Origin of the sequence: Terrisporobacter vanillatitrophus (genome assembly GCF_051148895.1) — a bacterium.
Lineage (GTDB): Bacteria > Bacillota > Clostridia > Peptostreptococcales > Peptostreptococcaceae > Terrisporobacter > Terrisporobacter vanillatitrophus.
Window position 1 is genome coordinate 976,215 of sequence record NZ_CP154625.1, and the last position, 22,616, is coordinate 998,830.

Genomic DNA, 22,616 nt, shown 5'->3' on the forward strand with positions numbered 1-22,616 from the left:
CCGTTTATTTTTATAAAGAAGCAACTAAATCTTTCATATTAGTAGTTTCCATATCTGCTAAATGTTTAGCTACAGATTCTTCAAGTCCAGCAACTGTAGTTAAGTCTTTTCCGCTCCATAAAGCAGTGTTAGACAATACGTCATGAGCAACTTGTGCTACATTTTCTTTTGTCCAAGTATTTGCAAAGAATTCTATAACTTCAGCATCGTCCTTTATAACATAAGTAGTACCATCAAATCTAGTTCCCACATATTGTCCTTCAACTAATTTACCTTTGTAGAACTTGATAAATGCAGCTAAAGAGAATGTTAAATGTTTTGGAACTTCATTTTTTTCTTCTACATATTCAAGTAAAGATGGAAGGCATCTTGCGTTGAACTTAGATGCAGAGTTTAATGATATATCTAATAATCTATGTTTGATGTATGGATTAGCAAATCTATCTATTACATCAGAAGCGAAAGATTCTAATTCGTCTTTAGGAAGATCTAAAGTAGGTATTATTTCACTAAACATTAATTTATTTAAGTAGTTTTTAAATACTTGGTCATTCATAAAATCAAGAACTATTTCATGTCCAGCTAAGTAAGCAGCTAAAACAGTAGAAGTATGAGCTCCGTTTAAGATTCTAACTTTTCTCTTTTTATAAGGAGTAACATCTTCAGTCCAAATAACATTAGCATCAGTTTTATGGATTGGAAGTATTTCAGACCATTCTTTCTTTCCTTCAATCACCCATAAATTGAATAGTTCACTAGTTACTATTATGTTGTCTTTGTATCCTAATTTTTCTTCAAAATAATCTAATTGATCCTTTGGATATCCTGTAACTATTCTATCAACTAAAGTAGAAGTGAACTTATTAGCAGTTTCTATCCAGTTTATAAATTTTTCCCCAAGTGCCCACTCATTAGCATATTGAAGTACTATTCTCTTAAGTTCTGCACCGTTGTTGTCTATTAATTCAACTGGTAAGAATAATAAACCTTTGTCAGCAGCACCATTAAAGGCTTTGTATCTTTCAAAAAGAAGAGCAGTTACTTTTGCAGGGAAAGAAGATGGAGGAGCATCAGTTAATTTATCTCCTTCTTTGTAAGAAATTCCTGCTTCAGTAGTGTTAGATATAACTACTTCTAAATCAGCACTTCTAGCTATATCTAATAAAGCGTTGTAGTCTTCATATGGATTTATACATCTAGATACAGATGTGATTTGTTCTATTTTTTCTACAGCCTCATTATTTTCAATTCCCCTCATAGCAAGAGTGTATAAACCTTCTTGGTCGTTTATAAGATTAGCTAAACCTGGAGCTATAGGCTGGCATAACACTATACTACCCTGATAAACGTTTTCTTCGTTGGCTTTATTTATCATCCAATCAGTGAAAGCTCTTAAAAAGTTACCTTCACCAAATTGAAGTATTTTTTCTGGATATTTATTATATCTTTTCTCTATTGTTTCATTTATTTTTTTCATGTCAAACATTACCTCCCAAACTTAATTATCTTTATAATAACAGATGTATTTCTTGTTGTATACAACAAAATATAAAAAAATAAAAAACTTTAAATTTTTATAAAAAAATAAATCTTATTGAAAAATAAAAAATGTTAATCTATGAATATTCATAGATTAACATTCTAAAGTGAAGAATTACTGTTTAAAAATGCTTGAAAAGAAGAACTCTTCGCATTATTTAAATGAATCTTCATGGCTTCTTCTGCAGCAGTTACATTACCGCTAGCTAGAAAAGCTAGTATTTCCATGTGTTCATCTATAGTAGAATAAAGACGTTTATTATCATGTAATCCACTAAGTACTCTTAGACGACAGTTTTGATTATGAACTCTGCTATAAGTATCAATTAAATAATAGTTATTGCATTGATTTAAAATAATTCTATGAAACTCATCATCTAGTATGAAAAGTTCTTCCTGATTATTATTTTTAATACATTCTTTAGCCTTTTTAATATTTTCATATAATGAATCTATAGTATCACTATTAAGATTAGAACAATGATTGCTTATAGAATAAGTTTCTAAAAGTGTTCTAGTTTCAAAGGTTAAGTTGATTTCACCAATAGAAAGTGGAGCAACAAAGAAACCTTTTTTAGGTAGTATTTTAATTAAATGTTCTTGTTCTAATCTACTTAATGCATCTCTTATTGGAGTTCTACTAACTTTAAATTCTTCGCATAGCAAATCTTCATTCAAGAAAGAATTAGGCATATATTCACATTTTAAGATCTTCTCTTTAATGGAATTGTAAGCTATTTGTTTAAGACTTAGTTTTGCCATTGGGCCTCCCTATACAATATTAATTTGTTAATTTATAGATAAGAATATCACCTATGATAATAATAGTCAAATTAAAATAGTCAAATTAAAAAAATAAAAATAAAAAGTGTTGACATCGTTTTCAGGACCATGCTAAGATGTATACATCATTAAATACAATGTTGAATACAAATAAAGGGGGAATGATTGAGAATGAAAAGTATATTAATCAATAAGCCAGGTCAAGTAGAAATAAAAGAAGTTGAAATGCCAAAAGTAAAAGAAAATGAAGTTCTTTTAAAATTACTTTATGGAGGAATATGTGGAAGTGATTTAGGAACTTACAAAGGAACTTTTGCTTATGCTTCTTATCCAAGAATACCAGGTCATGAATTTTCAGCAGAAATAGTTGAAATAGGCAAAAATGATAAAGGCTTAGAAAAAGGAATGATTGTTACTTGTAATCCATATTTTAACTGTACTACTTGCTATCCATGTGAAAAAAATTTAGTGAACTGTTGTACTACTAATGAAACATTGGGATGCCAAAGAGATGGTGCATTCTGTGAATATATAACAATGCCAATTGAAAGAGTATATGACGGGAAAGGGCTTTCTGCCAAGACATTAGCATTAATAGAACCATTCTGTATAAGTTATCACGGAGTATCTAGAGCTAAGGTTAAAGAAGGAGATATAGTATTAGTAATGGGAGCTGGTACAATAGGTGTTCTTGCAGCAGTAGCGGCAAAAGCATTGGGAGCAAAAGTTTACATAAGTGATGTTGCTAAACAAAAACTAGAATATGCATACAAAGAATTTCAATTAGATGGTATGATATTAAATGAAAGTGCTGAAAGTTTTGAAAAACAAGTTAATGAGATTACAAATGGAAACGGATTCGATGTTACTATAGAAGCAGTTGGACTTCCATCAACATTCCAAAATTGTATAGATGCTGCAGCATTTGGGGCAAGAGTAGTATTAATAGGAGTAGGAAAGCAAAATTTAGATTTTAATTTTACACTTATACAAAAGAAAGAATTAAATGTGTTTGGATCAAGAAATGCTCTTAAAAAAGACTTCTTAGAATTAATAGATATAGTTAAAGAAGGAAAAGTTGATTTAGACAAAATTGTTACTAATACATATAAGTTTGAAGAAGCAGGAAAAGCATTTGAAGATTTCGTAAACAATGGAGCTTCTATGTTAAAGGTGCTAATAGAATTCTAGACTTTATAAAATAGGGGGAAAATACTGATGAAAATTAAAAAATTATTAGCAGTTATTTTATCAGCAACACTAACAATGACAAGTTTAGCAGGTTGTTCAACTTATGAACGCCCTGCTCCATCGCCAGAAAATCCTATGACAGTACAAATAGGTTTTGAAAACTCTATAAGTGAGCCAATAGGACAAGCCTTAGAAAAATGGCAAGAGTTAGTAGAAGAAAAAGGTGATGGTAGTTTAAAAATAGAGCTATTCCCAGATAGCCAGTTAGGGTCAAAGAGTGAGCTAATAGATACAATGCTTATTGGGGAACCAGTAATAACATTGGCAGATGGAGCCTTTTATGCTGACTACGGAGTAAAAGACATGGGAATATTATTTGGACCTTTCTTATTTGACGATTGGGAGCAATGTTGGACTTTAATTGAAAGTGATTGGTACAAAGAACAAAGTAGTTTATTAGAAGAAAAAGGTTTAAAAATACTTGCTTCTAACTGGATGTACGGAGATAGACATACTTTAACTACAAAAAAAGTTGAAACACCAGATGACTTAAAAGGATTAAAGATTCGTGTTCCAGGTAATGAAATACAATCAATTGGTTTTGATACTTTAGGTGCAACATCTACAGGTATGGACTTAGGTGAAGTTTATCAATCATTACAAACAAAAGCTATAGATGGAGCAGAAAACCCAATAGCTACTTTATATGGAAGAAAATTACATGAAGTTGCAAAATATTTATTATTAGATGGTCATGTTAAAAACTTTACTACATGGGTATGTAGTGCAGATTTCTTCAATAGTTTAACTAAAGAACAACAAGACTTATTAGTTTCTACAGGAGAAGAAGCAGGACTTTACAACAATGGTTTACAAGCAGATGCAGAAGCTGAATATCTTCAACAAATGAAAGATGAAGGTGTAACTGTAACTGACTTAACTGAAGAAACACAAGCTGAATTTAAAAAAGCTGCAGAGCCTTTCTATAAATTAGAAGAGAAATTTGGATGGTCAAAAGGTCTATATGATACAGTTAGAAAAGCTATGGGAGTAGAATAATCTATAAAATTAAGAGGTGAATAAAGTGAAAAAGGATAATACATTTCTAAAAATAGTTAAAAACTTAGATATTTTTGTAGCCATAGTAGCTTTAATTGTACTTGTTGGCCTTACATCTTCTGGAGTTGTAATGAGATACATCATAGGAAAACCATTTACTTGGTTAGAAGAAGTGCAATTATTCTGTATGGTATGGATAGTATTTGGTGCAGGGGGAGCTGCATTTAGAACAGGAAACCATGTTGCTATAGAAATGGTTGTGGAAATGTTCCCCAAACCTGTGCAAAAGATAATAGGAATAATAGTTGATTTAATTGTTTTATTTATAATATCTTATTTATTTGTTCAAAGTATAAGATTTGTGGGAGTATTCGTAAGTAGTGAAAGAGCTACAAGTATACTGAAAATACCTTACACATTAATATACGGTATAGCACCAGTATCATACTTATTAATGATAGTAAGTTACTTTACTTCTAAATATATAAATAAGAACGAAGAAGAAATTAATGAAGAAGGGGTGGCTATTTAATGAGTTCAGGAATTATTTTAGCATCAATAGTAATGTTAGTATTATTATTCATGAAAGTACCTGTATACATATCTGTATTAGGTGGATCTGCAATGTATTTCTTACTTGATCCATATGCAAATCCAATAGTATATGCACAACAAGCAATAACAGGAGTGGAAAGTTTATCATTATTAGCTATACCATTCTTCATATGCGCTGGTATATTTATGAACTACACTGGTGTAACTAAAAGAATTATGGATTTCTGTGAAGTAATAACAGGTAGAATGTCTGGTGGTCTTGCTCAAGTAAACGTATTATTATCTACTTTAATGGGTGGACTTTCAGGATCAAATATAGCAGATGCAGCTATGCAATCAAAAATGATAGTGCCAGAAATGGAGAGAAAAGGTTTCTCAAAATCATTCTCTACAGTAGTAACAGCTTGTTCATCTATGATTACACCATTAATACCTCCAGGAATAGCAATGATACTTTATGGATGTATAGCTAACGTTTCCATAGGTCAATTATTCATGTCAGGTTTAGGAATAGGAGCACTTCTTTGTATAACTATGATGTTATTAGTTTCAATAATATCTAAAAAAAGAGGATATGTGCCAATAAGAACAGAAAAAATAACAGGACAAGAGTTTATAAGAGTTTTAAAGCCAGCTATATTGCCTTTATGTTTACCAATATTAATAATAGGTGGTATACGTGTGGGAGCATTTACTGCAACAGAAGCAGGATCAATAGCAATAATATATGCTTTAGTTTTAGGATTAATTTATAGAGAATTAAAAGTAAAAGATATAGCAGTTGGATTAAAAGAGACTGTTACAACTACAGCATCAATCATGTTAATAGTTGGAGCTGCCAGTGTATTTTCATGGATATTAACAAAAGAAAGAATACCTCAACAATTAACTGAATGGATGGTTACAATGATAGATAACAAATATATCTTCTTAATATTAGTTAACTTATTCTTATTAATAGTAGGTATGTTTATAGAAGGAAATGCATCTATGATAATTCTGGTTCCATTACTTGCGCCAGTAGCTGCAGCATATGGAATTAACGAAATACAATTTGCTATGATTTATATCTTTAACAATGCTATAGGTGCAATATCACCACCAATGGGGACTCTGATGTTCGTCACATGTGGTATTACCAAGTGTAAAACAAAGGCATTTATTAAAGAGGCACTACCATTCTATGGTTTATTATTAGCGAACTTACTTATAATAACATATATACCAGCATTCTCTACATTCATTGTAAATCTATTCTATTAAGAGAAAGCTAAATAACTTAAAAAGAAGCTCATTTCAATTAAGTATAAGGCGGAAAATCTTAATTGAAATGAGTTATTTCTGTATAAAAACTAAATTTTGGGGGGAAAGAAAATGATTAAAATAAATACATTAAAAGCATTAGCAGACTGTGGTGTAGTGGCAGTAGTTAGAGGAAATTCAAAAGAAGTTGGAGTGGAGATTTCAAAATCTTGCATAAAAGGTGGAGTAAAAGCCATAGAAGTAACTTACACTAACAAATTTGCCAACGATATAATAAAAACTTTAAGTGAAGAATTTGAAGGACAAGATGATGTAATAATAGGAGCAGGAACGGTACTTGATCCAGAAACTGCAAGAGTTGCCATGCTTGCTGGTGCAAAATATATAGTATCACCAGGATTTTCTGCAGAAACAGCAAAAATATGTAATAGATATAAAGTTCCATATATTCCAGGTGTAATGACAATAAATGAAGTAATAGCAGCTCATGAAGTAGGGGTGGATATTGTAAAATTATTCCCAGGAAGTGCTTTTGGACAAGGATACATAAAGGCTATCAAAGGACCATTACCTTACGCAAACATAATGGTTACAGGTGGAGTTAATTTAGACAATTTAGATTCATGGATAAAAGCTGGAGTTGATTCAGTGGGAATTGGTGGAGAACTAAACAAGCTTGGTGAAGAAGGAAGATTTGAAGAAATAACATCAATTTGTGAAAGTTATATTGCTAAATTAAATGAAGTTAGGGGTAAGTAATATGAGAGTTGCAGGATTTGGAGAGATAATGCTTAGATTATCTACAAATAAAGGACAAATGATAACACAGTGCAATAGTTTTAATGCTAATTATGGTGGAGGAGAAGCTAATGTTTTAGTTTCTTTATCTAACTATGGAGTAGATACTAGAATGTTAACATGTGTTTCAAATGATGATATAGGAAAAAGCATTACAAATTATTTAAGAAGTCACAATGTAGATACAAATTTTATAAATAAAAGTGATAAAAGAACGGGAATATATTTTTTACAAGTAGGTAGTGGAAATAGAGCATCTAAGGTGATTTATGATAGAGCTGATTCTGCCTTTGCCAATATGAAAGTGGATGATTTAGATATAGAAAAAGCTTTAGAAGGAGTGGATATTTTCCATTTTTCTGGCATAACTTTAGCTCTTTCTCATGAGCTTAGAAAATTAACTATGCAAATATTAGAACATTGTAAGAAAAATAATATAATGGTTAGTTATGACTCAAACTACAGAGCAAAGTTATGGACTTTGGAAGAGGCTAGAAAAGCTACTTTAAAAATATTGCCTTATGTAAATTTATTATCAGCTGGAATACTAGATGCTGAGAATATTTTATTGATGAACAGTAATTTAGAAGATAAACAGGAAAAATTAAAATACTACTATGATGAAATAAGCAAAACTTATCCAAATATTAAGTATATGTTTTCTTCTATGAGAAATATAGTATCATCTTCAGTAAATAATTTACAATGTAATTACTATATAGATGGGCGTTTATTCTTATCTTCAGTTATAACAATTGACGATATAGTTGATAGAGTTGGTGGTGGAGATAGCTTAACTGCAGGAATAATTTACTCTATTATAAATAATAAAAAGCCAGAATATATTTGTGAATTTGCCACTGCTGCTTCAGTTTTAAAACATAGCATTCACGGAGATGCCAACTTAGTCTCTGTGGAGGATGTGGAAAACTTAATGTATAATGGAGTAGGAAAAATATCACGCTAAAAAAAGGATCTGTATAGATCCTTTTTTTAGCTAAACTTCCTTTTCATATTTCAATATGTTTCTAGTAATTAAGTTCAATTTTACTGTTGTCTTTTAAATAATCATTATCCTTCATATCTATATCCTTAAAAATAAAATCTTTCAAGACAGAGACTGAATTTACATCATATAGCCATACCCAGCCAGCATTTTTGTAAGTACCACCTTTAACATGAACATCATCTATAATAGGGAATTGTCCTTGTTTAACATTGTTAACTGCTCCAGATGAGTAGGCATTGGCAGCCAAATTCAAAATTTCTGAAGATGTAACATTTGTTGAGTAGTATGGAGCCAACTCTTTAAGATTTTTGTCCTGAGTTGATGTAGCTTTACTTTTTATATCTCTCAAAACTGACATAAGGACTTCTCGTTGTCTTGAATCTCTATTAATAGCATTATCTGAATATCTTATTCTAGTATAGGCTATAGCTTGGTATCCATTAAGCTTTTGTACGCCTGTTGAGTCTAAAAGTTTCATATCACCCTTATTTTCATAAGTACAACTTTCATAAGAAGCAGGAATTAGATTATTTACAGCTTTCAGTTCATGCTGCTCCACACTTACTTCAACTCCACCTAAGACAAATATAATATTCATTAAATTATCAAAATCTACTTGTATGTATTTATATAGCTCAATTCCAAAATTATTTTTTATTGTTTTAAATAACAAATCCTGTTTTCCCCAGAAATATGCCTCATTAAGTTTACCTTTTCCATATCCAGGAATATCAACATAAGTATCACGAGCTAATGATGTAAGCTTTATACTTTTGTTTTTCATGTCTAGTGTGGCAATAATCATGCAGTCTGATCTAAAGGCTTCTTCCTTTTCCCTACCATCAGTTCCAAGTAATAAAATATTTGTAATATTATTTGAAGTATTTTGAGATGAGGAATTATCTGTACTTGAATTTTTATTATTTTGTAAAGCCCAGAAAGTAATACAAGGTATGCCTATAAGCAGTAAAAGTAATACTAGAGTAATTGTTTTTAAGTTAAAATTCTTTTGTGTTTTTGCCAAAGTAAGCCTCCTTTTTAATAATAAATAAATTATATCATATGGATATACTACTAAATTACTATTTTATCCAATAAAAAATAAATTTCAACTAAATCATTTACAAAAACTGTAAATTTAGACATAATTTATTATATAGGGGATTATGTAATAATTATAGAAGGGAGTAACTATGAATAACTTTAATGAAAAATATGGTAATAGGAAGCTTATAAATAGAGGTCAATGGGCAGACTCTTATAAAGCTGTAAATTCTATAACAAAGGATGTAGTAACTTTAAATGTTATAATTAATAATATTAATGATACTGAATACATAGATAATTTAAAAAAAGAAGTAAAAATCCTAAAAGACATGGAAAATCCCAATTTAATTTGCATAAATACCATGGGAAGTATTGTAGGGGAGGAAAATACTTATCATTATATAGAAAGTGAAAGTTTCCCTGGGATAAGTTTAAAAGAAAAACTACAAAGTGGAAAACTTAGTGGAGTAGAAGCAATTAAAATACTTAGACAAGTGGCAGAGGGATTAAAAGAGTTTCATTTCAAAGGTCTTGTTTATGATAAATTAAGTTGTGACAATATATATATTGATGAAAAAGGAACTGTAAAAGTAGATACTTTAGTTTATTTAGAAGAAAAATGTTTAAATAGACATTTAAAAGAAGAGTTTAGTGAAGAAATAGATATTTATTCTTTAGGAGCAGTTCTATTTGAATTAACAACAGGAAAAGAATATTCTAACTCGGTAAAATGTAAAAATGAAATTTCTGACGAAGATTTAATATGTATAATTTATAAATGCACTAATAAAAAATCAAATATGTATGAAGATTTAAATCAATTTATAAAAGATGCCAATGCTTATTTAGAGTATGGTGGAGAAAGTGCTGGTGTAGTTAGTGAAGAAATAGTAGATGAAGAAAATGATGAAGAGTATGATGAACATTATGATGAACATTATGATGAAGACTATGAAGTGGAAATTAAGAAAAATTCTTATAAAAAACCCTTACTACTAATGACAGGTTTAGCAGGTTGTCTTTTAGTTTTCTTAATAGTGGCAACAACTATTAATGGAGGAAGTTTGTTTAATAATAGGAAAAATGATATAGAAAATACAAGTACTAAATCACCTGTTGCAACTGAGCCAAAAGAGGAAACACCAGAAGAAGAAATACAAGAAGAGGAAGCAGTACTAGAAGAAGATGTTCTAGTGGATGAGCCGACTTCAGACGAGGATACTACTTACAGTCAGCCAGTTTATAATAATACAGATAACAGAAATAATACATCAAAGGATTATTATCCAAACAATAATAACAACAATACAAATCATAATACTGGTAACAATAATGGAGGAGGACAATATGCAGGAGATGATTCACAAGAAGAAACTCCAACACCAGACCAAACTCCAGACCCAGTTCCAGATCCAGAACCAGAGCCAACACCAGACCCAACACCAGATCAAACTTCAGACTCAGGAAATGATGATGCAGAACTAGAAACAGAAACTGAATAGAATAAAGAACCGACCCCGTGGGTCGGTTTTGTTTTTATCTAAATTTATCCAAAATTAATATGTAACATTTATATACAATTATTTATAAAATAAATTTCATAATGTTTTATTTAAACAAGAAAACTGATACAATTTAAAAAACAGTTTTTTGCTTAAAATGGTCAATAATGGGAATATATATATTAATTGGAAATTAGTGTTTCATTTTGTTGTACAGAAAAATGAATATATGAAAGGAATTTTGATTAAATAAAAGAATAATTAAGGGTGAGGCGATTTTACTCCAAGTTTTAGAATAAATTATCTGGGGGAGAGGAAATGAAAAATTTAAAGAAAAGAATAAGTTTATTTTTATGTGTCCTATTGACTTTTAATCTGATTTCAATAGGAAATTTTAATATTTTTGCAGAAAATTCAAACTCTGCAAATCCAAAAGTAATTTCTATTGGTACATCTAAGGATAAGGTTCAAGTTGTAAAAGAGTCAGATGGAAAAATAGTAAATCCTTTGTATGAAGGTGTGAATTTAAAAACATATTCACCAAAATCTTCATTTAAACTTTATTCAAATAAAATTTTTTCAACTAAAGAAGAGGCTGCAAATTATTTAAAAGAAGAAATGGTAAAAAGAAGTGGTATTATTGAATTTACAATAAAACAGAAGAATTATAGTACTTTATATACAGATTTATTTGCAATGGCAGTAGAAGATAATGAAAATGCTGATTCTAGCCAGGGAGATTATCTTTTTAGACACTGGAGTTCTTTTTATGTTAATTGGAATGATAGTAATTCTACTGAAACAAAGTTCACCTTTGAAATGGAATATCTTTCAACATATAATCAGGAACAACGTGTTGATTATGAAGTACAAAAAGTATTAGATGAGCTAAATGTTTATAATGAAGATGAATACACAAAAACTAAGGCTGTTCATGATTTTATTACTGAAAATATAGTGTACGATTATGCTTTACAAAAATACTCAGCATATGATGGTATTGTTTCAAAAAATGTGGTGTGTAATGGATATGCAACTCTAACTTATAAAATGATGAAGAATTTAGGTGTAAAAGTAAGATGTATTACAGGTTATGCTGGTAATGATTATCATGCGTGGAATATAGGGAAAATAGGCACAAAATGGTACAATATAGATAATACTTGGGATGCGGCTAATGGTGATTATAATTATATTTATTATACATATTTCCTGAGAAATAATGTTGAATTTCCTAATCATAAAAGAGATGAACAATTTACTACAAAAGTATTTAATACAGCATATCCCATGTCAAAAACATCTTACAACAAAGTTGATTACAATAACGAAAAGTTTTCTTTAAATAAGCTACAAAAAACAATAGGAGTTGGAAAATCCTTTGAACTATATGGGATACAATTACCTTATGGTGATGAAATTCAATCTTTTACTAGTAGCAACGAAAATGTGGCAAAAGTAGATTCAAAAGGAAATGTAACAGGAGTAAGTTTGGGTTATGCCACAATTACTGCTAGAACTAAAAAAGGTGAAAGTGCCACTTGTAATGTGAAGGTAAGATATGACTTAAGTAGCTGTAAAGTAACTCAAATAGGTAATGGAGAAAAATTTATATCTTATTCAGATAATTTAAAACCAAGTGTTGTAGCTATATATGATAATAAAACACTAGAAGAAGGTAAGGACTATTCCTTAGATTATGGAGAAAACACGTTAAGTGGTAAAGGAACTGTAACAGTTGTAGGCATAGGAAGTTATACTGGTAAAAAGAATGTTACATTTAAAATTTACCCAAATCAGGTTTCTGGAAGCAAAGTATTAAGCAGTACTACTAATTCTTTGAAAATTACATGGATCAAAGAAGGTGATGTAACAGGATATATAATTTATAGAGCTACATCAAAAGATGGAAACTACACTAAAGTAGTTACAGTTTCTAATAAATCTTCCAATACTTACACAGACACAGGTCGATTAAGTGGAAAAACATATTACTATAAGATAAGAGCCTACAAAACAGTAGACAATGAAAATCTTTATGGTGATTATTCTAGTGTTTTTTATGGAAAAACAAAATATCCATCTCAAGTTAAAAACTTAAAACAAAATTCTTCTTATAAAACTTTAGTAAAATTATCTTGGGATAAAGCAAGTTATGCCAGCGGATATAGAGTGTACAGAGCAACTAGTAAATATGGAACATACAAAAGAGTGGCCCAGCTGAGTGGTAGTACAAATACAAAGTTTACGGATAAAAACGTATCACCAGGAAAAACATATTATTACAAAGTAAGGGCCTATAGAATCGTTGGAAAAGACAAAGATTACGGATCATACTCTACAATATTAAAAACTAGCACAAGATGTAATACACCAGTTATTACATCTTGTACTAGTTCTAGCAAAAAAGGTGATACTAACAAAAACGGAAAAGTAAAAATTAGCTGGAAAAAAATCAATGGAGCCTATGGATATGCAATCTACAGATCAGATAGTAAAAATGGAAGTTATAAAAGAATAAAAACCATCCAAAGTAGTTCCACTTTAAGTACTTATGATGAAGGCTTAGAAAAAGGAAAAACATATTATTACAAGATAAATGCATATAGAACGGCAGATATAGGAAACGTATACAGTTATTATAGTAATGTAAAGTATGTAAAAGTAAAATAGAGAAATGAACGAAGCGAATTTTGTTATGATTTTACCTTAACAAATGATATAATGTACTTGGACAAGGAGGGGAAAATATGACAGAATTATATACAGATTTAATGATAGGATTACTTGCTGTTGTCGTAGGTTATGCAACATTAAAATACAACCTGGGCCGCCACATAGTTTTTGTTAATGAGAAAAAATATGATAATAAAAAAGTAGCCAAAGTTGCAGGGACTCATATTATGGCATATGGATTTATTACAATCATTTTATTAGTTGGTAGATATTTTACCATGGGTAATAAGGTGGGAGATGCCTTAAACAAAGCAAGTATAGCTGTGCTAGTTATCATAGGTGCAATTATGTACTACAATATACGAAAATCGTGTAAAATTGAAAAAAAAGAAGAAACAGAAATAAAAGGCATAAATAAAAAGAAGAAAAAAAAGAAAAAGAAGAAAAGAAAATAAAATAAGAGTTTTGAATTTTATGAAAAGGCTATCTTATACAAGATAGTCTCTTTTTGTGTAAAAATGGTCTATAATATAATTTGTGACATACAATCTACTGTTAGTTTATACAGGAGATATTGAAAGGAGATGATAAGAGTGAAAAAAAGTATTTTTACAGTGTTAATTGTGATTTGGATGTTGTTTATTTTTTCCATGTCATCACAAAATTCAGAAGTATCATCAAATACAAGTGCAAGTACCATTAAAGTGGTTTTATCAATAGTACCAAAGTTTAATGAGCAACCAGAGGAAGTTCAAGATAATGTGGTTGAAAGCCTTCAATTTATAGGTAGAAAAAGTGCTCACTTTATTGGATATATGGTTTTGGGAATTTTATCAATGCTTTTATTTTTAAAGTTTAAAAATATAAATAAAAAGCCCCTATTTGCATTTTTACTATGTGTGATTTATGCCACTTCTGATGAAATTCATCAACTTTTTGTACCTGGAAGAACAGGTCAATTAAAAGATGTTATAATTGATTCATGTGGAAGTATTGTAGGAATTTCAATAGTTCTAATATGTATAAAATTATTAGAACTAAAGAGACGTAGGAAAAAAAGAATAAAATCCATATAAAAATTGCAAAATAAAAGGTAACCATAAATAATAGTCAAATCATAAGAAGAAGGAGACAACTTTATGGATAAAACCTTTATAACTATAAAACATAGAAGCAGTTTAGTTGAGTTTATAAAATATACACTTGTAGGATGTATTAATACGGCAGACTATTATTTGTCCTATTTGATTTTTATGGATATATTTAAATTTTCATATATAGTTTCATTTGTTATGGGCTATGTGGTTAGTATTGTAGGATCATATTTTTTTAATACTTACTTTACATACAAACAAAAGCCTAATCTGAAGAAGTTTTTACTTTTTCCCCTGACTTATGTACCTAATTTTATTATCCAATATTTTGGCATAATTTATTTAGTTGATAGAGTTAATATGAATAGTAAGTTGGCACCTGTGATTACAACATTGGTGGCCACTCCCATTACTTTTTTTGTAATGAAATACGTGATAAAAAAATAAATGAAAGCACCGACCCTTGAGGTGGGTGTTTTGTTGTACCATGGAGGTGATTTGATGGATAATAGGATTGTAAAATTGAAAACATTGGAGTTGGAGAATTTTAAAAATGTAAAGTATGGAAAAATTGATTTTAAAGAAGATAGGGAGTCAGGAAATATTTCTAATATTTTAGGAATATATGGTCAAAATGGATCAGGAAAGACATCTATTATAAATGCATTATACCTTTTTAAAATGGTTATTTCAGGTCAACCGTTAAATCCTAATTTTTGTAACTTTATTTCTTGTGATGCCAAATCTGCAGGAATTACCTTGGAATTTAGAATGATTGATAAGGAAGAAATATATAGAGTTATTTATAAATTTGAATTAAGAAAAACTTATAAAAGTGGGGCTTTTTCACAGGATTTAAACATGGAATATGACAAAATACTAGAATTCAATCAAAGAAAAGGTGCAAGTATAGAGGACGATAAAGATATAACAGTGGAAGTTTTTAGAGAGAAGTTGACTTATTCTAAATGGGAGGATAATCAGTGGAGAAAAAGTATAACAATTGTGGACTATGACATGGATGATAATGACTATACTTTTAGGCCTATAAAAAGCTATAAAGAGGCTGCAAATTCTACTGATAAGAAGGTAAGATTTGGTATTGCAAAGGGTCTCTCTCAAGAAAATTCTACATCCTTTATTTTTAGCCCTAAGACATTTTCTCTTTTGATAACATCTTTTTCAAAAACTAGTCCAGAAAATAGCAAGATTATGGCTATATTAAGGAGTTTTGCGATCTTCAACCTTTTTGTTATACAAAATGATGAGTTGGGAGCTATAACAAGTAACAGAATGATTCCTATTAGTTTTATGCTGGAAAATAGAAAAGTAAATATGAGAGGAAGTATTGGACTAAACTTATTTGATGTTTCTGTTATTGATGCGGATAAGCTGGAAACTGTTAAGAAAATTTTGGAGCAAATAAATGTGGTGTTAAATACTTTAGTGCCAAAATTGAAAATAGAAATAAAAAATTATGGTAAGGAAACTTTAAATAATTCAAAAGAAGCATTTAAGGTGGAACTTTTATCTGTAAAAAATGAGAGAAAAATCCCATTGAAATATGAGTCAGAGGGAATTAAAAAGATTATTTCAATATTAAGTGTATTAATAGGAATGTATAATAATGAAAATATTTTGGTGGCAATAGATGAGTTAGATGCTGGTATTTTTGAGTATTTACTTGGCGAAATACTTGAAATTTTAAGTAAAGGTGCCAAGGGACAGCTTATTTTCACATCACATAACTTAAGGGCCTTGGAGAAGTTAAACAAGGATTTAGTAGTATTTACAACTACAAATGAAAACAATAGATATATCAGCTTGAATAATACAAAAGTTGGTAATAATCTTCGAGATTTTTACTACAGAGGTATTATGCTTGGAGGACAGAAAGAAGACTTATACCATGAGACTAATAAATATGAGATAAACTATGCTTTTAGGAAAGCATGGATGATTGGAAATAATGATAAAGACTAAGAAAATAATACTTTTTATAGTAGAAGGAATCACCGATGAAATGTCTCTAAGTTTAATTCTTTCAAAATTGGTACAAGACTGTAGCGTACAGTTTCATATAATAAATCAAGATATTACAGCAGATTTTAATTCAAATTGTCAAAATATTATTAGAAAAATTGATAGCCAAGTGAAGCAATTTTTATCACAGAACAATGGTTTGAAAAAAACAGATATAAAAGAAATAATTCATTTAGTAGATACAGATGGAGCCTTTATAAAGAAAGATTTTGTTGTGGAGGATATGAAACAGGAGAAAACTTTTTATACTCATAACTCTATTGTTACAAATAAAAGAGATTTAATAGTTGAGAGAAATGAACGAAAAAGCAATATCTTAAATAAACTTTATCAAACTAGTTGTATTGGGCGAATTGGATACAAAGTTTACTTTTTTTCTTGTAATTTGGAACATGTACTTCATAATTGCCAAAACACACCATGCAATATAAAACGTGCATATTCTTATGATTTTGTGGATAAATATGTGGGAGCAGAAAAGGAGTTTGTGGATTTTTTAAGTTATAATGACTTTACAACACCAGGTGATTATAAAGATACATGGCAGTTTATAAAAGAGGATTGTAACTCGCTGAATAGATATTGTAATTTTCACCTTTATTTTAGGATGAATTGAATAAGTTGAATAAATTTGATAAATTGAATGAATTGAAGATAAACGAAAAATGGACAACCTTGGGGAGGTTGTCCTTTAATATTAAATAATATGTAAATTTAAGAATGGACTACATTATATAGTTATCATTCGAGCCTAAAATAATTATAGTGCAAAGGTACTTGAAATGTAACTATATTCATATTATTTCTTAAAAAAATTGACTAATGTATAAATGATTACAAAACCTTCTTCAAGTTCATAATCTTAAGGACTAGATATGTAAATGACACTGTATAAAGTGTATTATGTAAATGATGCTATATAGATGTACATAAAATGGAATATAAAAATTTACAATAAATATTGTGATAAAAAGGAGAAGTGTTTTTATGAGAAGTGATTATATATATTGTAATCCAGAGTTGGATAGAATGTGTAAGGCCTTGAAGATTACCAGGAAGACGGGATTGTGTTTTAGTGAGAAACTGGTTGTTCAATATATGTTTTGTTTTGATATTATTACAAATAAATTGTGCAGGGAAGAATTTGGTTTGGGGAAAACTAGATCGGCTCAGATTTTCAAAAAGTTGGTGAACCTTGGTATTGCAGAAAGATATGGAGCGGGGGCAGGAACTTACTATATGTTGAGCCCTAAGGCCACTAGTGAAGGCGTGGAAGTAGAAGATAATAGTAAAGATGATGAATTTGTTTGGCTGGAAAAGTTGATAAATAAAAACTGTCCAAATAGAGGGTAATGTTTTTAATAAAGACTAATGTTTTTAATAGAGGCTGATGTTTTTAATAAAGGCTAATGTTTTTAATAGATGCTGATGTGTTTAAAAGTTTTTTAGGTAGGTGAACGATTTTTGAAAAGTGAAGGGGTAGAGAATGGCTAAAATACTAGCTGTGCTAAAGTGAAATCGTTCACCTGGTGAAATAGAAAACCTCCCTAGAACAGATAGTGGAAATTTGTTATAGAGAGGTTTTATTTTATTTATTTTTTAGGGTAATAACATTTATTTCGGGAGGATTAAATACCCTTTTGAGTATAGAGTCTCCAAGGCCAGCGCTGACATTCATGTAGGAGTTATTTATTTTGTAAATACCCTTATCATATTTTGGGAAAAAAGTTCTGTCAGGGCTGAAAAGGCCACCTGCTAGAGGTATTCTAATTATTCCACCGTGAACATGCCCAGAAAGTGTTAAGTCAAATCCCATATTAGCAAAAGTATGAAAGTGTTTTGGGTCATGGCAGAGCATTATATTGAATTTTGTTTTGTCTAAGTTGATAGACTCATAGTATTCGTCTTTCTCCATAGATTCAAAATATACACCATAAATATTTATGAAATCATTGTAGTTTTGTAAAGAGGAATTTTCTACAAAGGCTACGCCTAGAGACTCTAATTTATTTCTATATCTATTATATGCGTTGTTTTTGCTGCGATCTCTAGTTGTATAGTCATCACCGTTGTAGATTATGTCCTTTCCTTCTTCGTGATTTCCAGAAACGTAGATGATTTTATAGTGAGGAGCTAGCTTAGAAAGTAGTTGATAAGGAACCAGATCTTCTTCGTTCATGTCTATGGAAATATCTGATACGGTAAACATGTCTCCTGTAACTAGAATTAAATCAGGATTAATTTTCTTGATTGAATTTATTAAGTCTTTATTATTTTTTCCAAATTCTTTACTGTGTAAATCTGAAAGTTGAAGGATTTTGTAATTGTTAAGTGATTTTGGTAGCTTTTCGTATATTAAAGTTTCTTGTTTTATAACAAAGTTTTTATTCATTTTACTGTTTATACTTATTATTGTAAAAATACTTAATATTATAAGGATAAGAATCCAAACTCTACTATGTTTTTTCTTTATATTTTTCAATAGTATCTTCCTTTCATAATATTTATATTTGTATTTAATGTTTAAAGATTTATGCATTTAAATAAATATTATTCTCCTGTGATTATTATATTATACTTGAAAAAAATCTAGAATATAAAAAAATGATTGAAAATTAAGAGAATTTTATTATAGACAATGCTAAAAATATTTTTTTTATGCCGTAATATGAAAATATAATGTAAATTGAATGTAGGAAAATAAAGGAAAAAATAAATTAAAATTAAAATGAAAATTATAATCTGCATGTAAAGTAAAATGTATTCGCTAAAATTCTATTGTCAAAATTTGAAAAAAGATATATGAACATAAATAACAGGAAGGCTTTTATAATTTTAAAAAGGTATTTTTTCATAATTATAAAATTCATAAATATTAGAAAAATGACAATTATCGACAATAAAAAATCCTTTTATGTATATAAAATCATTCATGAAATTGCAATACATGGGAAAATATGATAAACTTTTCTTTGAATAAAAGGTAAAATTATATAAAAAATGAAAAATAAAACATATTTTAAAACAAGTTATAATGGAGGAATTATGGAAGAAACAATTGATTTAAGGGAGTATTTCTTTATATTAAAGAAAAAAATGTGGGTAATAGTACTTTCTGCGGTAATTTGTGGAGTAATAAGTGGGCTAGTCAGTTTTTATGTGTTAACACCTGTGTATGAAGCAGACACTACTCTTATAGTTAACAAAGAGGTAGATGAAACTACACAGATGACAACAAGTGACGATTTGAACTTTGTTCAAAAATTAGCATTAACTTATGGGGAGATAATCAAATCTAGATCAGTTATCACATCAACTATAAACAAGTTGAATTTAGATATGACCTATGAAGAACTTTCAGAAGCAGTTTCAATTACTAATGTTGAAAATACACAAATTATAAAAATATCTGTACAACATGAAAACCCAAGAGTAGCAGCAACAATTTGTAATACTATTCCACAAATATTCTCTACGGAGGTACAAAGAATAGTAAAGGCTAGTGGAACAGAGGTAATAGACAAGGCAGCAGTTCCAGAAGAGCCTATCAAACCAAATAAGAAAATGAATATAGTTATAGCAACTGTATTAGGAGCAATGGTTAGTGTATTTTTTGTATTCTTAAAACAAGCCTTAAACACAAAAATAAAAGAACCAAAAGATATAGAAGAAAAACTAGGATTACCAGTATTTGGTGTAGTTCCTAAGTTTTAATAGGAGGTTATAAATATGGGAAAAGTTACGGATTTAGATCCGAAATCACCTTTGGCAGAAGCATATAGAACTGTTAGAACTAATATAAGCTTTGCTGATATAGATAGTAATTTAATAACTATTATGTTTACAAGTACAAAGCAAAATGAAGGAAAAAGTACAACAATATGTCACGTAGCGCATGCATTTTCCAAATTGGAAAATACGAAGGTATTGGTTGTAGACTTAGATTTAAGAAATCCAAGTGTCCATAAGATGTTTGGAATAGGAAACACATATGGTATTATGGATTATTTAAAAAATACAAGAGATTTAGAAAAATGCATTAATAAAGTAGAAGAAAATATTCATGTACTAACACCAGGTGCTATGCCACCTAACCCAACAGAGATATTAGCTTCAAAAAAAATGGAAAGATTTATAAAAGAAGTTGAAAGTAAATATGATTATGTATTTATAGATGCGCCTCCAGTAGGAATTGTATCAGATGGAATAATTATATCTAAATATACAGATGGTGTTATGTTTGTTGTGGGAGCAAACGAAACGGATATAAACCATACTAAAGAAGTTATTGATAATATGAGAAAGTCTGATGTTAATATAATAGGTTCGATTTTAAATAAATATGATATGGAAAATAACGCATATGGGTATTATGGTTATTATTACCAACAAGATGATGGAAAAAATGGCAGAGGAGCTAAGAAAAAGAAAAAAAATGGACTATTTCGTAAGAAGAAGTAGAGTTTAGTTAGATAGAGGGATTGGTAAAATTTTATACGGGGGGATAGGTAGAGAGATGGATATTAATGTTAACAAAACTAGGAGCTATGAAGCAGTAGAGCCTAGAAAAGGAATTATTTATTTGTTTTTAAAAAGAACAACAGACATTCTAGGATCTGGTATTGGCTTAATATTATTGTCGCCAATTTTTCTTTTAGTATCCTTAATGATAAAATTAGAGGATCCTAAGGGTAAGGTATTTTTTGCGCAAGAAAGATGTGGCAAAAACAATAAGCTTTTTAAAATGTACAAATTTAGAAGTATGGTGAGCAATGCAGAGGAATTATTAGATGAGTTGATGGATGAAAATGAAATGGATGGCCCGGTTTTTAAGATAAAAGAAGATCCAAGAATAACAAGGATAGGAAGATTTATTAGAAAGACAAGTATAGATGAGTTACCTCAGTTATACAACATACTTGTGGGTGATATGAGTATAGTTGGGCCAAGACCAGCTATTCCACATGAGGTAGCAGAGTATAATGACTACCAAAAGCAAAGATTGCTTGTAAAACCAGGTTTAACTTGTATATGGCAAGTAAGTGGTCGAAATAGTATAGGCTTTGATGAGTGGGTAGAAATGGATTTAGAGTATATAGAAAAAAGAAATTTGTGGATGGATATAAAATTGATATTTAAAACTGTGGGGGTATTATTTGGAGATGACAATGCATCGTAGGGGGGAAACATTATGAAAGTATTAATAACAGGCAGTAAAGGTCAATTAGGTTTGGAGATAGCGAAACAATTAGAAAATAATAGTTGCTACGAACTTATTTTAACAGACAAAAATGAATTAAATATTATAGATATGAATGATGTAAATAAGATTATTTTTTCTAATAAGCCCCATGTTGTCATTAACTGTGCGGCACATACTGCAGTAGATTTATGTGAAGCTGATATTGAGAATGCATATAAAATTAATGCAATAGGTCCTAGAAACTTAGCTATAGCTTGTGAAAAAGTAGGAGCTAAACTAGTACAAGTATCTACTGATTATGTATTTGATGGCAATGGTACTAGACCATATAGAGAAGATGATGTGACTTGTCCAAATTCAGTATATGGAACAAGTAAATTAATGGGAGAAAACTTTGTAAGGGAGTTTTGTTCTAGATATTTTGTAGTAAGAACTGCTTGGTTATATGGAGAAGGAAATAACTTCGTAAGAACAATGTTAAAACTTGCAGAAACTAACAAAGAATTGAATGTAGTAAATGACCAATTTGGAAGTCCTACTTCAACAGTAGATTTAGCAAAGGTTATAATTGATTTAATAAGAACAGAACACTATGGAGTTTATCATGGAACTTGTGAAGGTCAATGTAGCTGGTATGATTTTGCTAAAAAAATATTTGAATTGAAAAATATAGATATTAAAATAAATCCAGTAACTAGTGAAGTATTTAAAAGACCAGCACCTAGACCAGCATATTCTGTGTTAGACAATTTCATGTTGAAAATACTTGGATTGAACTCATTTAGAAGTTGGGAAGAATCATTGAAAGCGTATTTAGACAAAGAATAAGATATTTAAAAAATAAATAGAGGGGG

22 protein-coding genes are annotated in these 22,616 nt (G+C 29.5%); 18 read left to right on the forward strand and 4 right to left on the reverse strand.

Annotated elements, in window-relative coordinates:
- Positions 1–10: 10 nt before the first annotated feature.
- Together TVTCOM_RS04925 and TVTCOM_RS04930 are read right to left on the reverse strand one after the other, a co-directional pair.
- Positions 11–1,477: a tagaturonate reductase gene (locus TVTCOM_RS04925; RefSeq protein ID WP_434798733.1), complete on the reverse strand. Its 1,467-nt coding sequence runs from the start codon at positions 1,475–1,477 to the stop codon at positions 11–13.
- A gap of 164 nt (positions 1,478–1,641) precedes the next feature.
- Positions 1,642–2,301 (reverse strand): GntR family transcriptional regulator, encoded by a 660-nt coding sequence (locus tag TVTCOM_RS04930; RefSeq protein WP_434798734.1) that lies wholly within the window; start codon positions 2,299–2,301, stop codon positions 1,642–1,644.
- 192 nt (positions 2,302–2,493) lie between these two features.
- Here TVTCOM_RS04930 and TVTCOM_RS04935 point away from each other — a divergent pair, with 192 nt between their 5' ends.
- The 6 genes from TVTCOM_RS04935 (at position 2,494) to TVTCOM_RS04960 (ending at position 8,155) form a co-directional block, all read left to right on the forward strand.
- Positions 2,494–3,513 carry a zinc-binding alcohol dehydrogenase family protein gene (locus TVTCOM_RS04935; RefSeq protein ID WP_434798735.1) on the forward strand — a complete coding sequence of 340 codons (1,020 nt, stop codon included), beginning with the start codon at positions 2,494–2,496 and terminating at the stop codon, positions 3,511–3,513.
- 27 nt (positions 3,514–3,540) lie between these two features.
- Positions 3,541–4,572 carry a TRAP transporter substrate-binding protein DctP gene (gene dctP, locus TVTCOM_RS04940; protein ID WP_434798736.1) on the forward strand — a complete coding sequence of 344 codons (1,032 nt, stop codon included), beginning with the start codon at positions 3,541–3,543 and terminating at the stop codon, positions 4,570–4,572.
- Between the two features lie 25 nt (positions 4,573–4,597).
- On the forward strand, positions 4,598–5,104 hold the full coding sequence (locus TVTCOM_RS04945; protein ID WP_434798737.1) for a TRAP transporter small permease: 507 nt from the start codon (positions 4,598–4,600) through the stop codon (positions 5,102–5,104).
- Entirely contained in the window at positions 5,104–6,390 is a 1,287-nt protein-coding gene (locus tag TVTCOM_RS04950) for a TRAP transporter large permease (protein WP_434798738.1), read from the forward strand. The genes TVTCOM_RS04945 and TVTCOM_RS04950 overlap by 1 nt, the downstream gene beginning before the upstream one ends.
- A gap of 111 nt (positions 6,391–6,501) precedes the next feature.
- Positions 6,502–7,149, forward strand: coding sequence for a bifunctional 2-keto-4-hydroxyglutarate aldolase/2-keto-3-deoxy-6-phosphogluconate aldolase (locus tag TVTCOM_RS04955; RefSeq protein ID WP_434798739.1), 648 nt, complete (start codon positions 6,502–6,504; stop codon positions 7,147–7,149).
- Between the two features lies 1 nt (position 7,150).
- Positions 7,151–8,155, forward strand: coding sequence for a PfkB family carbohydrate kinase (locus TVTCOM_RS04960; RefSeq protein WP_434798740.1), 1,005 nt, complete (start codon positions 7,151–7,153; stop codon positions 8,153–8,155).
- A gap of 61 nt (positions 8,156–8,216) precedes the next feature.
- On the opposite strand, the gene TVTCOM_RS04965 is transcribed toward TVTCOM_RS04960, so the two are convergent.
- On the reverse strand, positions 8,217–9,221 hold the full coding sequence (locus TVTCOM_RS04965) for an LCP family protein (protein ID WP_434798741.1): 1,005 nt from the start codon (positions 9,219–9,221) through the stop codon (positions 8,217–8,219).
- A gap of 169 nt (positions 9,222–9,390) precedes the next feature.
- Between TVTCOM_RS04965 and TVTCOM_RS04970 the strand changes: the two genes are divergently transcribed.
- The 8 genes from TVTCOM_RS04970 to TVTCOM_RS05005 all read left to right on the forward strand — a co-directional run bounded on the left by TVTCOM_RS04970 (position 9,391) and on the right by TVTCOM_RS05005 (position 17,912).
- The gene (locus tag TVTCOM_RS04970; protein WP_434798742.1) at positions 9,391–10,746 is read left to right on the forward strand and encodes a protein kinase domain-containing protein; all 1,356 of its coding nucleotides are present in this window, start codon (positions 9,391–9,393) and stop codon (positions 10,744–10,746) included.
- A gap of 318 nt (positions 10,747–11,064) precedes the next feature.
- Complete coding sequence (locus TVTCOM_RS04975; protein WP_434798743.1) at positions 11,065–13,419, forward strand: transglutaminase domain-containing protein; 2,355 nt, start codon at positions 11,065–11,067, stop codon at positions 13,417–13,419.
- Positions 13,420–13,496: 77 nt separating this feature from the next.
- The gene (locus TVTCOM_RS04980; RefSeq protein WP_434798744.1) at positions 13,497–13,877 is read left to right on the forward strand and encodes a hypothetical protein; all 381 of its coding nucleotides are present in this window, start codon (positions 13,497–13,499) and stop codon (positions 13,875–13,877) included.
- A 138-nt stretch (positions 13,878–14,015) separates the two neighbouring features.
- Positions 14,016–14,498, forward strand: a complete 483-nt coding sequence (locus TVTCOM_RS04985; RefSeq protein WP_434798745.1) for a VanZ family protein — start codon at positions 14,016–14,018, stop codon at positions 14,496–14,498.
- Between the two features lie 63 nt (positions 14,499–14,561).
- Positions 14,562–14,963 carry a GtrA family protein gene (locus TVTCOM_RS04990; RefSeq protein WP_434798746.1) on the forward strand — a complete coding sequence of 134 codons (402 nt, stop codon included), beginning with the start codon at positions 14,562–14,564 and terminating at the stop codon, positions 14,961–14,963.
- Positions 14,964–15,017: 54 nt separating this feature from the next.
- Complete coding sequence (locus TVTCOM_RS04995; RefSeq protein WP_434798747.1) at positions 15,018–16,499, forward strand: AAA family ATPase; 1,482 nt, start codon at positions 15,018–15,020, stop codon at positions 16,497–16,499.
- Complete coding sequence (locus tag TVTCOM_RS05000; RefSeq protein WP_434798748.1) at positions 16,486–17,175, forward strand: hypothetical protein; 690 nt, start codon at positions 16,486–16,488, stop codon at positions 17,173–17,175. The genes TVTCOM_RS04995 and TVTCOM_RS05000 overlap by 14 nt, the downstream gene beginning before the upstream one ends.
- Positions 17,176–17,624: 449 nt before the next feature.
- Positions 17,625–17,912 carry a hypothetical protein gene (locus TVTCOM_RS05005; RefSeq protein WP_434798749.1) on the forward strand — a complete coding sequence of 96 codons (288 nt, stop codon included), beginning with the start codon at positions 17,625–17,627 and terminating at the stop codon, positions 17,910–17,912.
- A 235-nt stretch (positions 17,913–18,147) separates the two neighbouring features.
- Here TVTCOM_RS05005 and TVTCOM_RS05010 read toward each other — a convergent pair whose 3' ends face one another.
- The gene (locus TVTCOM_RS05010; protein WP_434798750.1) at positions 18,148–19,041 is read right to left on the reverse strand and encodes a metallophosphoesterase; all 894 of its coding nucleotides are present in this window, start codon (positions 19,039–19,041) and stop codon (positions 18,148–18,150) included.
- A 563-nt stretch (positions 19,042–19,604) separates the two neighbouring features.
- Between TVTCOM_RS05010 and TVTCOM_RS05015 the strand changes: the two genes are divergently transcribed.
- Genes TVTCOM_RS05015 through rfbD form a run of 4 tightly spaced genes read left to right on the forward strand, consistent with a single transcriptional unit; the run spans position 19,605 to position 22,590 of the window.
- The gene (locus tag TVTCOM_RS05015) at positions 19,605–20,273 is read left to right on the forward strand and encodes a YveK family protein (RefSeq protein ID WP_434798751.1); all 669 of its coding nucleotides are present in this window, start codon (positions 19,605–19,607) and stop codon (positions 20,271–20,273) included.
- A 15-nt stretch (positions 20,274–20,288) separates the two neighbouring features.
- On the forward strand, positions 20,289–21,020 hold the full coding sequence (locus TVTCOM_RS05020; protein WP_434798752.1) for a CpsD/CapB family tyrosine-protein kinase: 732 nt from the start codon (positions 20,289–20,291) through the stop codon (positions 21,018–21,020).
- 55 nt (positions 21,021–21,075) lie between these two features.
- Positions 21,076–21,738, forward strand: a complete 663-nt coding sequence (locus TVTCOM_RS05025; protein WP_434798753.1) for a sugar transferase — start codon at positions 21,076–21,078, stop codon at positions 21,736–21,738.
- A gap of 12 nt (positions 21,739–21,750) precedes the next feature.
- Positions 21,751–22,590, forward strand: coding sequence for a dTDP-4-dehydrorhamnose reductase (gene rfbD / locus TVTCOM_RS05030; protein WP_434798754.1), 840 nt, complete (start codon positions 21,751–21,753; stop codon positions 22,588–22,590).
- Positions 22,591–22,616 lie beyond the last annotated feature (26 nt).